The 14,402-nt window shown below is 71.9% G+C and carries 14 protein-coding genes and 1 pseudogene; 11 read left to right on the forward strand and 4 right to left on the reverse strand.

The annotated features are described in order from the left end of the window. Nucleotides 1-138 precede the first annotated feature (138 nt). Nucleotides 139-1,377, reverse strand: a complete 1,239-nt coding sequence (locus GA0070216_RS06285) for an MFS transporter (RefSeq protein ID WP_091241009.1) — start codon at nucleotides 1,375-1,377, stop codon at nucleotides 139-141. 712 nt (nucleotides 1,378-2,089) lie between these two features. Here GA0070216_RS06285 and GA0070216_RS36360 point away from each other — a divergent pair. Next, nucleotides 2,090-2,912, forward strand: a pseudogene (locus GA0070216_RS36360) (DUF4158 domain-containing protein); the annotation flags it as partial. 226 nt (nucleotides 2,913-3,138) lie between these two features. On the opposite strand, the gene GA0070216_RS06295 reads toward GA0070216_RS36360, so the two are convergent. Then, nucleotides 3,139-4,821, reverse strand: coding sequence for an ABC-F family ATP-binding cassette domain-containing protein (locus tag GA0070216_RS06295; protein ID WP_091240302.1), 1,683 nt, complete (start codon nucleotides 4,819-4,821; stop codon nucleotides 3,139-3,141). 376 nt (nucleotides 4,822-5,197) lie between these two features. Between GA0070216_RS06295 and GA0070216_RS34400 the strand changes: the two genes are divergently transcribed. Both GA0070216_RS34400 and GA0070216_RS06305 read left to right on the forward strand, forming a co-directional pair. Continuing rightward, the gene (locus GA0070216_RS34400; RefSeq protein WP_176738853.1) at nucleotides 5,198-5,662 is read left to right on the forward strand and encodes a hypothetical protein; all 465 of its coding nucleotides are present in this window, start codon (nucleotides 5,198-5,200) and stop codon (nucleotides 5,660-5,662) included. Further along, nucleotides 5,617-5,961 (forward strand): hypothetical protein, encoded by a 345-nt coding sequence (locus tag GA0070216_RS06305; RefSeq protein WP_245722335.1) that lies wholly within the window; start codon nucleotides 5,617-5,619, stop codon nucleotides 5,959-5,961. The genes GA0070216_RS34400 and GA0070216_RS06305 overlap by 46 nt, the downstream gene beginning before the upstream one ends. Nucleotides 5,962-6,168: 207 nt before the next feature. On the opposite strand, the gene GA0070216_RS06310 is transcribed toward GA0070216_RS06305, so the two are convergent. Further along, nucleotides 6,169-6,567: a VOC family protein gene (locus GA0070216_RS06310; protein WP_091240308.1), complete on the reverse strand. Its 399-nt coding sequence runs from the start codon at nucleotides 6,565-6,567 to the stop codon at nucleotides 6,169-6,171. A 121-nt stretch (nucleotides 6,568-6,688) separates the two neighbouring features. Between GA0070216_RS06310 and GA0070216_RS06315 the strand changes: the two genes are divergently transcribed. From GA0070216_RS06315 to GA0070216_RS06345, 7 genes are all read left to right on the forward strand, one after another. Then, entirely contained in the window at nucleotides 6,689-7,642 is a 954-nt protein-coding gene (locus GA0070216_RS06315; RefSeq protein WP_281190399.1) for a helix-turn-helix transcriptional regulator, read from the forward strand. Between the two features lie 160 nt (nucleotides 7,643-7,802). Further along, entirely contained in the window at nucleotides 7,803-8,630 is an 828-nt protein-coding gene (locus GA0070216_RS06320) for a phosphotransferase family protein (protein WP_091241013.1), read from the forward strand. Between the two features lie 161 nt (nucleotides 8,631-8,791). Further along, on the forward strand, nucleotides 8,792-9,277 hold the full coding sequence (locus GA0070216_RS06325) for a GNAT family N-acetyltransferase (RefSeq protein ID WP_091240316.1): 486 nt from the start codon (nucleotides 8,792-8,794) through the stop codon (nucleotides 9,275-9,277). Between the two features lie 43 nt (nucleotides 9,278-9,320). After that, entirely contained in the window at nucleotides 9,321-9,710 is a 390-nt protein-coding gene (locus GA0070216_RS06330) for a cupin domain-containing protein (protein WP_091240320.1), read from the forward strand. Nucleotides 9,711-9,911: 201 nt separating this feature from the next. Next, on the forward strand, nucleotides 9,912-10,334 hold the full coding sequence (locus GA0070216_RS06335) for an Hsp20/alpha crystallin family protein (RefSeq protein WP_091240323.1): 423 nt from the start codon (nucleotides 9,912-9,914) through the stop codon (nucleotides 10,332-10,334). A gap of 106 nt (nucleotides 10,335-10,440) precedes the next feature. Then, the gene (locus GA0070216_RS06340; RefSeq protein ID WP_091240326.1) at nucleotides 10,441-11,439 is read left to right on the forward strand and encodes a tyrosine-type recombinase/integrase; all 999 of its coding nucleotides are present in this window, start codon (nucleotides 10,441-10,443) and stop codon (nucleotides 11,437-11,439) included. Between the two features lie 45 nt (nucleotides 11,440-11,484). Next, complete coding sequence (locus tag GA0070216_RS06345) at nucleotides 11,485-12,078, forward strand: TetR/AcrR family transcriptional regulator (RefSeq protein WP_218108140.1); 594 nt, start codon at nucleotides 11,485-11,487, stop codon at nucleotides 12,076-12,078. A gap of 33 nt (nucleotides 12,079-12,111) precedes the next feature. Here the strand turns inward: GA0070216_RS06345 and GA0070216_RS06350 are convergent, their stop codons facing one another. Beyond that, nucleotides 12,112-13,818 carry an acyl-CoA dehydrogenase family protein gene (locus GA0070216_RS06350; protein WP_091240332.1) on the reverse strand — a complete coding sequence of 569 codons (1,707 nt, stop codon included), beginning with the start codon at nucleotides 13,816-13,818 and terminating at the stop codon, nucleotides 12,112-12,114. Nucleotides 13,819-13,927: 109 nt separating this feature from the next. Here GA0070216_RS06350 and GA0070216_RS06355 point away from each other — a divergent pair, with 109 nt between their 5' ends. Next, the gene (locus GA0070216_RS06355; protein ID WP_091240334.1) at nucleotides 13,928-14,386 is read left to right on the forward strand and encodes an Rv0361 family membrane protein; all 459 of its coding nucleotides are present in this window, start codon (nucleotides 13,928-13,930) and stop codon (nucleotides 14,384-14,386) included. The last annotated feature ends 16 nt before the right edge of the window (nucleotides 14,387-14,402 follow it).

Below are 14,402 nucleotides of genomic sequence, written 5' to 3' on the forward strand. Positions count from 1 at the left end.
GTCCCCGTGAGGATGGCGGTGTCGGCCCAGCTATCTGCGACCTGGCCCACTGAATCTGATCAGTGGCTGCCACACTGGCGGACCGGGTGGAGCGGATGTGGGGGCGAACGCCGTAACTGATCTGCCGGGTGTCTTCTTCTAGATCGACGGTCGGACGGGGGCGGAATCGGGCACGGGAGCGGCGGTGGGGGTGATGGTGGCCACGGCGGCGTCGGAGCCTCGGTGACGCAACTCGGTCGGCAGCACTGCCAGCGCGGTCAGCGCGCCGAGTAGGCCCGTCGCGGCGAAGCCCCAGGCCGGCGCGGAGGCGTCGATTACCGCGCCGGCCAGCGGGGCGCCGAGCGCCAGCCCTGTCACCATCGCCGAGGCGTGCAGGCCCATCGCCTCACCCCGTGCGCTCGCCGGCGCCAGCCGACTCACCGCGTCGGCGGTGGCGGCTACGGTGGGCGCGGTGAGGGCCCCGGATGGCAGCAGCATCAGGGCGAGCAGCCACCAGTCGTCGCTGCCCAGACCAATCGGAATGGTGACCAGACCGAGTAGCAGGGTAAGGGCCAGCGACGGCACGGGGCGGGACAGCGCGCCGTAGGTGAAGCCGCCAACCAGCGAGTACGAGGCCCAGAGCGCCAGCACCACACCGGTCCAGTTGACCTGCCCGGCGTCACGCAGGACCGCCACCAGTGTCACATCGACGCCGGCGATTGCCAGCGTGCTGGCTGCTCCACCGGCGAGCAGCCCGATCAACCGTGGGGTCAGCCACTGCCGGCGGGGCAGCGGCTGCGCGGGCGTCGTCTCCTCGTCCCGGGCCCGGGTCGGCGGGTTGAGCACCAACAGGGTGAGTCCGGCCAGCACGATGCCGCCGCCGACGGCGTACATGGTCAGAGTGGGTGAAACCCTGGTGGCCAGGGCCACCGCTCCCGCCGGCCCGATCATGAAGCTGAGTTCGACCGACATCGAGTCCAGGGCGTACGCCTGGCGGCGCTGGGCCGGCGGGACCAGCGCGGCGATCGACTGCCGGACCACGGAGAAGACCGGGAGGGTGAGCAGTCCGCCGACGAACGCTGCGCTGAGCAGCACCGGGTACGGCAGGATCGGCGCCGTGGCCCAGAACAGCGCCTCGATCACCGTGGTCAGCAGCAGCATGGGCCGTAGGCCGCGCCGGTCGACCAGCCGGCCGAGCAGTGGTGCGCCGAGCGCCGAACCGACCGTCAGCACGGCCCCGACCAGTCCGGCGGCGAAATAGCCGTGGCCCAGATCGAGGACGTGCAGCGTCATTACCACCGCGGTGGCCGCCACCGGCACCCGGGCCAGGATCGCGACCAGCAGTAGGGGTCGCAATCCTGGCAGCGCGAGCGCGTCCCGATAAGGCTTCAGATCCAACACGATCCGCACCTCCCGGGGGAGCCAAGGCCGAAGCTGTCCCCGTGCACACCGAGGCCCCAGTCGTCCTGGCGCTCAGAAGGAGCGGCATGCAAACCGCTGGTCGGCAGTATCGGTTCGGGCATGCGGCCGACCGTATTACCGGTCCCGCAGGTCAGACCAGCGATCCAATCGCAAGATCAACAACGCTCAGGGGTCGATTCCGCCATGACGACCGCCACCCCCCTAGGCGAAGTAGAGGGGGGCGCCATGCCGCGCTCCAGGGCCACACCAGGAACCTCAGCGAGAACTTTCAGCACGGGAAAGGCGGCAATCAGGCTCGGTTTCAGATCGGCCAATTGTGATGTGCACCACAACCTTCTCGGCCGAAAGGTCTTAGCCGCGATCCGTTTTCATCCGTCCGGTCACGTCCGCGATGCAGTGACCGAACGTAGTCACAAGTTGCCTCCGGACGATCGCGGGCGGAACAACCGGAACTACCTTGCGCGCTGCTGGTCACCATGGCCGTCATCCTTAACTGTCAACAGGACGCGACAGATGTCCCCACTGAGGTCGCGGGCTTACCCGATGAAGATGACACCACCCCAGGCCAAGGAGCGCCAAGCGCATCTCAACTTCGTTGGGCCAGGACAATTGTCCTGGCCCGACGTGGTCCGGCGTGAGCCGGCAGCCGAGGCCCGGAGCGGCGCCGCACTGCCCGGCGTTGGACAAAGACGAGGCGTTCGTGCGTCAGTTCCGTGCTGGCCGCAACGTGCTGGGCGTGGCGGTTCAGTTGTGCACGCTGCCGTGGCTCGGGTTCGTGCCCGATGAGGTGGCGTTGGCTCCGGACGCCGTGGTGGGCCGGTTGTCGCAGCGGCTGGGATCGTGTGGGTGAGCTGCGCGGGTACGGCGAGCGGGAGCAGACCCGGACGGGTCATCTGCGGGAGGTGGCCGGCTTCGCCGGCTGGCGGTCGATGGACACCGCGGAGTGGGAGGACCTCGACGAGTTTCTGTTCGCCCGGGCGATGGAGCATGACTCGCCGAAGTTGCTGTTCCGGCTGGCCTGCGAGTATCTGCTGTCGTCGGGTGCTCCGGCCCGGGGTGATTCTGTTTGCTGCGGCGGGTGGCCGCGGATCGGGCTCATGCGAGGACGGAGACGTGGTCGCGGGTGCGGCATCTGCTCTCCGAGCGGCGGTGTGCCGAGCTGGATCTGCTGCTGGCCCCGGACGCCTATCTCGGCCAGACCCCGCTGGCGTGGCTGGGTGTGGGGCCGACGTCGTCGAGCCCGGGCGCGGTGAAGGCGGAGTTGGAGAAGCTGGCCTACCTGCGGCGCCTCGACGCGCACACCGTAGACCTGTCGATGCTGCCGGCGGAGCGGCGCCGGCCGGCGGTTGACGGGGCAGGCGTTGCAGCGGCGCGAGCCGGAGCGTCGGTATCCGATCCTGCTGACGCTGCTGGCGCAGTCGGCGGTCGATGTGCTCGACGAGACGCTGCTGCTGTTCGACCAGGCGATCAGCGGCCGGGAATCGGCGGCGAAGCAGAAGGTCGCCGAGGCCCCTGGCCGAGCCCGGCCGCCGTCAGTAGAAGACAGCAACCTCGACCGCCGCGCGGCGAGGACAGCGAAGCCGACCTGAAAGCTGAACGCGGCGACCAACGCCGTAGCCGTACGTCGAACGCCTACGGGAAGGTGCCCTGCCGGATCGCGCTGGCGGTCACCGGCACGCCGCACGCGGTGGTCAGGTACCTGTGCGGCGCCGGGGCAGCCCGGCGCCGCACAGGTACTCAGCTTCCCTGCATCGTCGCTCCGCGCCGGCCTCCGATCTCCAGGCGCGGCCAGTCGGCAAGATCTCGTAACAGTTGCCGGTCGTGCGTAGCGACCACGACGGCGGCGCTTGTATGGCGGATGGCACTGGTCAGCTCGTCAACAAGGATCGACGACAGGTGGTTGGTCGGCTCGTCGAGCAGGATCATGCTGGGGCGCCCGGCCAGCGCGAGCGCCAGGTCCAGGCGCCGCTGCTGTCCCTGCGACATCCGTCCGACCGGGGTGGCCATGGCGTCGGAGTCCAGCAGCCCGAGCGCCCCAAGAGGGACAGCGTCAGCGTCGCGTAGCGCCCGGCAGGCCACGAGCCGCCCGACATGGCGGACGTACACGTCGCGGGCGGCCAGGCCGGGCTTGTGCTCAGCGGTTTCCTGCGTGATCAGGGCGACCCGCGCCTCCCTCGCCGTCCAGAGGTTTCCCTGTGTGGGCTGCAGCGCACCGGCCAGCACCGCGAGCAGCGTGGACTTGCCGGCGCCGTTGGCTCCGGTGATGAGCAGCCGGCCACCGCCGTCGAGGGTCAGATCGATGGGATCGACCAGGCGCCCCTCCACGGCGACGCCGTGTGCCCGCACCTGCGGCGCACCGGGCCGGATGTCCAGCTCGGGCCAGCGCAACATCGGCGGCGGCTCCGGCACGTCGATCCGGTGCTCCTTCAGGGCTTCCTGCTGACGGTTCAGTGCCTGAACGACGCCCGGCGCACGGGATTGGCGCTGATGCTTGCCGGTCCCTTTGTCCGGCCGCCAGCCGGTGGAGAGCCGGTCACGGGCCTTGGATACCGCGTCCTTCAGCCGCCGGTGCTCGGCCTGCTGATCTTCGTAGTCCTGCCGCCAGCGCTCACGGTCGCGACGCCGTGCGTCCTGCCAGGCGTCGTAGCCTGCGGCGTACAGGCGCGGTCTGCTGTCACGGCTGGGGTCGAGGTCGAGGAACCGATCGGCAACGTCGCGTAGCAGCGCCCGGTCGTGGCTGACGACAGCCAGGCCGCCCTGGTGCTCACGCAGCCGATGGGTCAGAAAATCCAACCCACCTGCGTCAAGGTGGTTGGTCGGCTCGTCGAGCAGCAATACGTCGTGGCGCGCGCCGAGCAGGCATGCCAGCCGCACCCGGTAGCGCTGTCCGACCGACAGCGTCGACAGGGGGCGGTGACGGTCCGTGCAAGCGCCGAGGGACTCAAGAGCGACGTCGACGCGGCGCTCCGCGTCCCAGGCGTCGAGCCTGACCGTAGCATCGAGCGCCGTGGCGTAGCGATCCTCGGCCGCCGGGTCATCGCCGGTGGCCAGGGCATCGGTCGCCTGCTCCAGCGCGGTGAGGGCCGCCAGTGACGGCGCGAGCACCTCGGACGTGAGAGTGCCGACGCTCTCCCCATCCCGCGCGGCCAGTTCCTGGCGGGCCAGGCCGATCGTGCCGGCCCGATGCACGGTGCCGTCGTCGGGCGAGATCAGGCCGGCGAGAACGTGCAGCAGCGTCGTCTTGCCGCGGCCGTTCTCGCCGACGACGGCGACTCGGGACCGGGCCGAGACAGTGACCGAAACATCGTTCAGGACGTGCCGCGACCCGCGGATGACGATGACGTTTTCGGCGCGGACGTGTGCGCTCTGGCCCGCCTCGACGGGCAGGGACATGGGTTCGAAGTTCGGGGTGAGGTTCAACGGTGCTCCGCAGCTCGCAGGGGAGCCGGGCAGCAACAAGCGGCCGCCCGGCGAGAACCGGGACGGCAAGCGCGGATTCAGCAAACAGGGACGCGCCGCCGTCAGCGGGCGGGGCGCACCTTCTGCGACCAGATACCTCGTGCCACGACGGGCACGTTAGCAGTCCTGGCGGTATCTCTCATTCGATATCTGTCCGGTCGGGCGAGCTGACCGCAGAGGTGAAGTGGCTCGATGCGAGGTTCTTCATGTGACACAGAGTTCCGTATTCTCTGTCACAGAGTCGATGATCCACCCGCTCCCACCTGCGGGGCGCCGTCACCGCGGTGACGGCGACTCGGCCACATTCTGTGTCACATCACCAGAAGGAGCCGCCGAGGTGTCCGTAATCCCGCTGCCGACCAGCCACCGCCCGGCGGCGCTCGTGGTCGCCGTCGACGCGTTCCTCGACCGGTACCGTGACGATCCCGGCACCCGCGCCACCTACACCGAGACCCTGCGCCGCCTGCGCGAGACCGCCGGGGACCAACTCCCGGTCGCCGCGCTCACCCCGGAGCTCTACGAGCAGACGATGGCCCGCTGGGACCAGGGGGCCGCGAACACCTGGAACAAGCACCTGTCCGCGCTCACCTCGTTCACCACCTACTGCCACCGTCAGGACTGGCTGACCACCGACCCGGGCCGGCGCCTGGAACGCCGCAAGGTCACCCGGACCCGCGACAAGGCCATCCCCCGCGCCCGGCTCGACCGGCTGTTCACGACGACCGCAACTCACTGCGCGAGCGGGTGCTGTGGCGGATGTTCCACGAGACCTGCGCCCGCGCCGAGGAGATCCTCAGCCTGAACGTGCCCGACCTCGACATGGAGTTCCGCCGCGCCCTGGTCACCGAGAAGGGCGGCGACCGCGCCTACGTGCACTGGGAAACCCCGACCGCCCGGCTGCTGGCCGGCCGGCGTTCCTCGCCGATCGGCGTGCTGCGGCAGCTGGGCGCCGTGCGCCGGCGTTGGGCGACATCTGTCCGGAGACCGGCCGGGGCCGGCTGTCCTATCCGCGTGCCGAGTACCTGTTCAAGCAGGCTTCCAGGCTCCACGATCCGTACGGCGCCGGGAACACGCTCCACCAGCTGCGCCACTCCGGGCTGACCCACCTCGCGGCCAAGGGCCGCAGCGCCGCCGAACTCCAAGCCAAGTCCCGCCACCGGCACCTGGCCACGCTCGGCATCTACGTCCGGATCGGCTCGCGACCGACACCGGCACCAGCCCGCCCTGCGGCGAGCCCGTTCCGAGATCAGGATTCCGGTCGCCGGTCTGGCCGGCCAGCACCGCAGCACCGCCGCTACGCCGGTCCGGTCAGCGGCGGAACCTCTCGATCGCCTCGGGGGTCACCGGGGTGAAGAAGTTGACCATGTTGCCGTCGGGGTCGCGGAAGAGCAGGGCGCGGTTACCCCACGGCATGGTCGTGGGTTCGTTCACGAAGTCCTCCACCGCGTTCTTCAGCTTCTCGTAGATCGTGTCCACGTCGTCCACGAGGAACTCGATGATCACGGTGTGGTTGTCGGCCGGGCGGGCCGAGCCCGGTGCGAACAGGGCGACCGTGCGGGTGCTGCCGATCGCCAGCGTGCCGTGGGTGGTGCGCAACTCGGCGAAGTCCTCGTTGCCCCAGGCCGCCTGCACGCCCGTGACGTTCTCATAGAAGCCGACGAGTCGGCGGATGTCGCCGGTGATGATGCGGATCGAGATGAAGTCCATGTCTTCTCCCTGCTCAGTACGGATCGCGTCGGAGGCGGGACCCACGCTAGAACAGATACTGGACAGATCTAGTCCAGTATCTGTTGTTAGAGTCCAGGCCGTGGCACGACCAACAGCTCAGGTGCTCACGCTGCTGGAACTCCTTCAGTCCGGTGGCGTCCGGACGATGGCCGAACTCGCCGAGCGCCTCGGTGTCGAACCGCGCACGGTGCGCCGCTATGTGGGTCATCTGGTCGACCTCGACGTGCCGGTCGAATCGGTGCGGGGTCGCTACGGCGGGTACCGGCTCGCCGCCGGATACCGGCTGCCGCCGCTGATGCTCAGTGACGACGAAGCCCTGGCCGTCCTGCTCGGCCTGGTTGCCGGCCGACGCGCCGGGTTGGCGACGGCAACGGGTACGGCGGGAGAGACGGCCGCCGCGAAGATCCGGCGCGTCCTGCCGCCGCGGATCGCGGACCGGCTGGACGCCGTACTCACCTCCCTCGCCTTCACCGCCGAACCCGGCGAATTCCCTGCACCGCAGACAGGTGTACTGCTCACCGTCGCCGACGCGGTCCGCCATCACCGGCCGATCTCGCTCCAGTACACCTCGCGTGACGGCCGGCGAAGCGCTCGCGTGCTGTATCCGTCCGGGCTGGTCAACCATGCCGGCCGGTGGTACGTCACCGGAGCCGATCCGGAGGTCGGCGAGGATCGGACCTTCCGGCTCGACCGCATCGCCGACGCGAGGACCCTTCCTGGCTCCTTCGCGCCGCCGCCCGCCGGAGACGATCCGGCAGGGCACCTTCTCACCTCGATGGCACAAGCGCCGCACCGGCATGCCGTGACGCTGCGGATGCAAGGAACACTCGCGCAGATCCGCACGAGGCTACCGGCCAGCATCGCCGAGGTGCGAGAGGAACATGATGACGAAGGCTGGCAGTCCGTGGAGATCCGGGCCGATAGTCTCGACTGGCTGCCCGCCGTGCTCGCCGCGCTCGACCTGCCGTTCGTCATCGAACGCCCGGACGAGCTGCGCGACCGTGTCATCGCGCTCGCCGACCGGCTGGCGACCTCGGGACGGACACTGTGGTAGCGATCCTGGAATACGGGGTCACCCGAGAGGCGGCCCTGCTTGACCCATCATGAAGCGTCGATAGACGTGGCCACCCCGCAGAGGCGGCTGCTGCTGCTCGGCGGGTTCGCAGTAGTCCACCGGGTTCGGGGAACTGGTGGCGACCCGGTCGGGCTGGCCGATGCAGGCGCATGAGACCCGGCGGGCGACGCGGGCAGCTCTGTCGAGCGCCTCACGGCTGGGCCTGACCGTCCACGACGCCGCCGTCCTGCACAACTCCAACAAGCTCACCCTGCGCCTGCGGCCCTGCGACGTGCTGGCCCGGGTGGCACCGGCGGCAGACCAGGGCGCCCAGCGTGAAGTGGATGTCGCTCAGCGGCTGGCCGAGGTCGGGAGCCCGGTGGCCGCGCTGGAATCGCCCGAGGTCTTCGTCCGGGACGACTACGTGGTCACCCTGTGGGCCTACTACGAGCCGGTGACCACTCGCGCGATCCCCCACGCGGAGTACGCCGACGCGCTCGAACGTCTGCACGCCGGGATGCGCAGGGTCGACCTGCCCACCCCGCACTACACGGATCGTGTTTCTGCGGCCCGGGCGCTCGTGGCCGACCAGGCCCGAACGCCGGAACTGGCCGACCCGGACCGGGTCTTCCTCGCCAACACGTTGGACCGCATGCGACGGGCGGTCAGCGAGAGCGGCCGGCCCGAGCAACTCCTGCACGGCGAACCCCATCCGGGCAATCTGCTCGTGACCCGGTCCGGCCCGCTTTTCATCGACTTCGAGACGTGCTGCCGGGGGCCGATCGAGTTCGACCTGGCCCACGCGCCCGACGAGGTTGGGGACCACTACCCGGGCGTCGATCACCAGCTGCTCCGAGATTGCCGGACCCTCGTACTGGCGATGATCACCGTGTGGCGCTGGGATCGCGACGACCAGTTCCCCGACGGCCACCGGCTCGGTGTCGAGTGGCTGAACGAACTCCGGCAGGCAACGGCTCAGCCCGGATAGGTACGCCGACTCACGTTGTCGGCAGGACAGCCGACCATTCCCGTTCCGGCCTTCTGTCGGATGGATGTCCCGATGGAACTGACCGCCCCCGGCTCACCGGGGCGGCGACATGTCATCTGGATCGGCCAGCCGCCTGGCCGTGGGGGCGGTAGCCTGCGCCGATGCCGGTCAGGGACTTTCACGAGGACGACTGGCCCGCGGTTCGGGCGATCGTCGAAGCCGTCGTCGCCGCGGGCGACACCTTTCCGTACGACCCCCGGTGGTCGCCCGCGGCGCTGCGCGACGTCTGGGTGGAGCGTCCGCCCGGTCGGACCACGGTCGCCGTGGTGGGGAACCGGGTGCTGGGCACCGCGAAGATGCGCCCGAACCGGCCGGGCCCCGGCCGGCACGTCGCCACCGCCAGTTTCATGGTGGCCCGCAACGCCCGGGGGCGGGGGGTCGGTCGCGCCTTGGCCGAGGAGGCTCTCGACTGGGCACGCGACCAGGGCTACGCGGCGATGCAGTTCAACGCGGTGGTCGAGGGAAACGAGGCCGCCGAGCGGCTGTACCGGCGGCTGGGGTTCACCGTGGTCGGCACCGTGCCGGCGGCCTTCGACCATCCGACCCGGGGGAGGGTCGGGCTGCACGTCATGCACCGCTTCCTCTGAACGGCGGTGCGGTGGCCCTCGGTCCGGGTGCCAGGATGGTGCGATGAGCGACGAGCCGATCGACCTGTTGACCGCGCTGGCCTCCTTCGACCAGTTGTGGAGTCCGCGCATCGTCACCCGGGTCAACGACTACGACGTGCGGGTGGCGAAGGTGGCCGGGGAGCACGTGTGGCATGCCCACGACCACACCGACGAGTTCTTCCTGGTGCTCGACGGTGAGCTGCGGATCGGGCTGCGTGACGGGGACGGCGCGCGGACGGTGGTGCTGCCCCGGGGCGGGGTGTACGTGGTGCCCCGCGGGATGGAGCACCGTCCGTCCGCTCCCGGTGGGGCGTCGATCCTGATGTTCGAGCCGTCGGGGACGTCCAGTGTGGGCGACCGGCACGACGAGGTGCCCGCACATGTGGACGCCACCACGGGTCACGCCCTCTGAGCCTGACGGCCCCACCCCGCCGGGCGGGGCGTCCTCCGGCGGGGTGGGGCCGCTGCCGGCGCAGACGATCCCGCCGCAGGATGGGGCCGGTCGCGTCGGGTTGACGCGCGCGCCGCGACGCGGTAAATACTGAAGTACGAGTTGAGCCGACCTGACTCAACTCAAGAACCTTCGGCCCGAGGAAACCGAGGAGGCACGATCATGCTGATGCGTACCGACCCCTTCCGTGAGATCGACCGGCTCGCCGAGCAGCTCTTCGGCACCACCAGCCGTCCCGCGGTGATGCACCTGGACGCCTGGCGCGACGGCGACCACTTCCACGCCGCGTTCGACCTGCCCGGTGTGGACCCCGACAGCATCGACTGCACCGTGGAGCGCAACGTGCTGACCGTCCGCGCGCAGCGCCGCCGCCCCACCACCGACACCGTCGAACTGGTCGCTGCCGAGCGGCCGATGGGCACCTTCTCCCGGCAGTTGTTCCTCGGCGACACCCTGGACACCGACCGCCTGGAGGCCGCCTACGAGCACGGGGTGTTGACGCTGCGCATCCCGATCGCGGAGCGGGCCAAGCCGCGCCGGGTTCCCGTCACCGCCGGTAACGGGCGCAGGCAGCTCACCGCCTGAGGGCCGCCGGCCCGGTGGAGGCCCGCGGGCCTCCACCGGGCCGGGCCCGTCGGGACACCGGCGCGCCTCACGGTGAATCCCCGCCGAGGCTGAGAGGCTTTTTCGCATGTTGCGCCCCGACGTCCCCGTCCTGCCCCGCGCCTCGGTCCGCCCGGCGCTCACCGGCACACCGGTCGACTTCACCGAGGCGTGGCTGCGTAACCGTCGGTTATCGGCGCACACCCGCGACGCGTACCGGCGCGACATCGCCGGCTGGCTCACCTGGTGCGCCGCCGGTGACCTGGACCCGCTGCGGGCCAACTTCCTCGACGTCAACGCCTACGCCCGGCAGTTGGAGGCCACCCCGTCGGCGCGCAGCGGGCGGCCGTTGACCCCGGCCACCGTCGCCCGGAAACTCTCCGCGCTGTCCAGCTGGTACGAATTCCTGGTCAAGCTGCGGGCGGTGGACGCCAACCCCGTCTCCGGTGCCGACCGTCCGCGCATCGACCGGGACCACTCGGCGACCGTCGGGCTCACCCCGCAGGAGGTCGACGCCCTGCTGGCCGCCGCCGACACCGACACCGGTCCGACGGCCGCCCGTAACCGGGCCGCCGTCGCCCTGCTCGCCGACCTCGGCCTGCGGGTCGGCGAACTGGTCTCGCTCGACCTGGCCGACCTCGGGGCCGAGCGGGGACACCGCAGCGTCCGGTTCGTCGGCAAGGGCGGCAAGCCGCGCCGTCGTGCGCTCACCCCCGGCACTGCGTACGCGGTGGACGCCTACCTGGCCGACCGGGCGGCGACGGCGGGAGTCAGCGTCGACGCGTTGACCGGCCCGCTGCTGGCCACCGCCACCGGTGGCCGCCTCGACCGGCACTCGGTGTTCCGGCTGGTCCGCCGGTTGGCCGAAGCCGCCGGCATCGCGGCGGCGGCGAAGCTCTCCCCGCACTCGCTGCGGCACGCCTTCGCCACCACCGCCCGCGAGGAGGGGGTCCCGTTGGAGGACGTCCAGGACGCGATGGGGCACGCCGACCCGCGGACCACCCGCCGCTACGACCGGGACCGGCACAACCTCGACCGCGACCCGGCGTACGTCATCTGGGCGGCCCGGGCACGGCGGCGCAGCTGAGAAAACCGATTGACGGAGTAAGCGCTCACTCCCGAGCCTGATGTCATGACGGCACCCGGGGGACGTCGGCGTCGCGCGCCGGCCATGAACGCCGACCGACGCCGCGCCATGATCGTGCAGACGGCCCTACCGTTGCTGACCCGCCGGGGCACCGCCCTGACCACCGCCGAGGTGGCGCGGGCCGCCGGGATCGGCGAGGCGACGGTGTTCCGCGCCTTCGCCGACAAACAGGCGCTGCTCGACGCCTGCGTGGCCGAGGTGCTGCGACCTGACGCGCTGCTCGACCGGTTGACCCGGATCGACCGGGAACAGGCCCTCACCGGCCGGCTCACCGAGGCCGCCACGGTGATCCACGCTCACCTGGCCCGACTGGGTGCGGTGCTGGGCGCCCTGCACGCCGCCGGCCGGTCCCGCCAGACCCCACCGCCGACCGGCGCGGCGGTGGGGGCGGTCCGGGCGGCGGTGGCCGCGCTGTTCACCCCCGACTCCGACCGGTTGCGCCTGCCGGCCGACCGGCTCGCCGACCTCTTCCTCGGCCTGCTGTCCCCACCCGGGCCGCTGGGCACCGCACCGCCGTCGACCACCGCACTGGTCGACCTGTTCCTGCACGGCACACTCACCCACCCCGACGGCCACTGACCCCCCGGCCGTCGGGGCGACGGGACCTTGTGGTCAGCAGAGCAGGTCGAGGTGGTGGTGGGCGTCGGCGGAAACGTCCTCGTGCCGCAGCCACCGCCGGGCCCACAACCGGGCGGCCACCTCGGCCTGCCCGTCACCCCACCCGGCGTGTTCGACCAGCAACGCCGTGGCCAGCGCGTACGCCATCCGCAGGGCGAGCCCCCGCGCGCCGGCCAGCACCGCCACCGCAGCCGGGTCGGCGGCGACCTCGTCGAGGATGACCCGCAGCTCCCCGGCCACCGTGGCGAGGGTGTCGGCCAGTGCCGGGGCCAACGGCCGGGCCAGGTCCACCGCCCCGGCCAACCGACGCAGCAGCGGTGCACCGGCGTCCTCCCGGGTGACCGCACGCAGCACGTCCAGGGCCAGCACGTTGGTGGTGCCCTCCCAGATCGGCAGCACCTGGGCGTCACGCAGCAGCCTCGGCACACCGGTGTCCTCGACGTAACCGGCCCCGCCGAACGCCTCCCCGTACTCGGCGGCGGCGGCCACCGCCAACCGGCCGGTGGCCAGTTTCGCCAACGGCGCCACCACCCGCAGTTCGGCGGCGGCCGCCGGGTCGGCGCCCACCTCCACCCGACCGAGCAACGCGAACGCGTGCCCCGCCAGGGCGAACGCCCCCGCCGCGTCGACCGCCAACGCGCCGAGGGTGGCCCGGTGCAGGGGGTTGTCCGCCAACGGCCCACCCGCGACGTGCCGGCTCCGCGCGTACGCCCGGGCGTAGGCCAGGCCCCGACGCATCCCGGACGCCGCCGCCGACGCGTTGTGCACCCGGGTCACCACCACCAGGGTCATCGCCCGCACCAGTCCCGGCACCGTCGGGTCACCCAACGGCAGCGCGTACGCGTCGCGCAGCCCGATCTCGGCGGTCGGCAACGCCCGGGTGCCCAGCTTGTCCTTGAGCCGGCGCACCACCACCCCGGGGGCGGGGCCGTGCGGCGCGGCGGTGGCCCCGGCCAGCGGCGAGTCGACGGCGTACCGGGGCACCAGGAACGGGGCGAGGACCCGGCTGCCCCGGCCGGCGCCCTCCGGCCGGGCCAACGCCACCGCCATCGCCGCGTCGGCGGCCGAGCAGAACCACTTCTCCCCGCTCAGCCGCCACGACCCGTCGGCGGCCGGCCGCCCGAGCGTGGTGGTGCGCGACAGGTCGGAGCCGCCCTGCGACTCGGTCATCCACTGCCCACTGACGATCGCCGTGTCCGGGTCGGTGGAGATCAGCCGGGGCAGCCAGGCGTCGCGTACCTGCGGGTCGACCTCCGGGGTGCTCAGCAGCGCGGCCGCGCCGTCGGCCATCGCCACCGGGCAGGAGAAAGTGGCCGACTCCGGCCCGTACAGGTGCAGCAGGGCGTGCTGGACGACGCGGGCGGCGGCCCCCCACGTGCCGCGCGCCGACTCCAGGTAGGGCAGGGCGACCACGGCGTGCCGGGCGGCGGCGGCCCGCTGCGCCCGCCAACCGGCGCTGGTGTCGATCCGGTCGACGCGGGCACCCCACGGGTCGTAGCGGACCAGCGTCGGCGGGTGGGCCTCGGCGTCGGCGTGCGCGACGCGCAGCGGCCCGACGACGTCGGCGGCCAGCGCGGTCAGCCGCCCCTGCGCGGCGGCGTGTCCGGCCTCACCGAGTTGCCGGGTCAGCCAGGACCGCAACAGCGGATCACCGGCGTACGGGTCGTCGATGTCCGGCACCGGCTGCACGTGGCGGCTCATCCGTCGCTCCTTCACCAGGGTGTCCGCCGACGGTAGACGATCGCACCGGCGGCGCGACAGGGGGCGAAGCGGCTGCGCGGGGCGGCCCCGGCGCATACCGTCGCAGGTGATGGGCGTGGAACAGGCGTGGACCCGGCCGGCGCGGCGGCACCGCCCGGTGCGCACCGGGCTGTTCCTGGGCGGCCTCGCCGTCGGCCTGTGCCTGGTCGGGGTGGCCGGGTTGGGCCTGTGGAACGTGCAGGTCGTGGTGGGCGCCACCGGCCCGGTGCGGGAGAGCGCCGACGGGTTCTTCCGGGAACTGTCCGCCGGGCAGGTGGACCAGGCCTACCGGCGGCTCTGCGCGCAGACCCGTGGCCGGTGGAGCGAGGTCGGCTTCGCCGGGTGGGTCCGCACCCCGCCGGTGGTCACCGGCTACGAGATCCTCGACGTGTCGGTGCGCACCAAGGGGGGCCGGCCGGCCGGTGAGGTGGCCGTGCGGGTCACCCGTGACGGCGGGGCCGCCGAAGAGCGTGGACTGCCGGTGGTGAAGGAGGACGGGAAGTGGCGGATCTGCGGCGACCCGTACTGACCGCGCGGCCGACTGG

Origin of the sequence: Micromonospora matsumotoense, assembly GCF_900091525.1 — a bacterium.
Lineage (GTDB): Bacteria > Actinomycetota > Actinomycetes > Mycobacteriales > Micromonosporaceae > Micromonospora > Micromonospora matsumotoensis.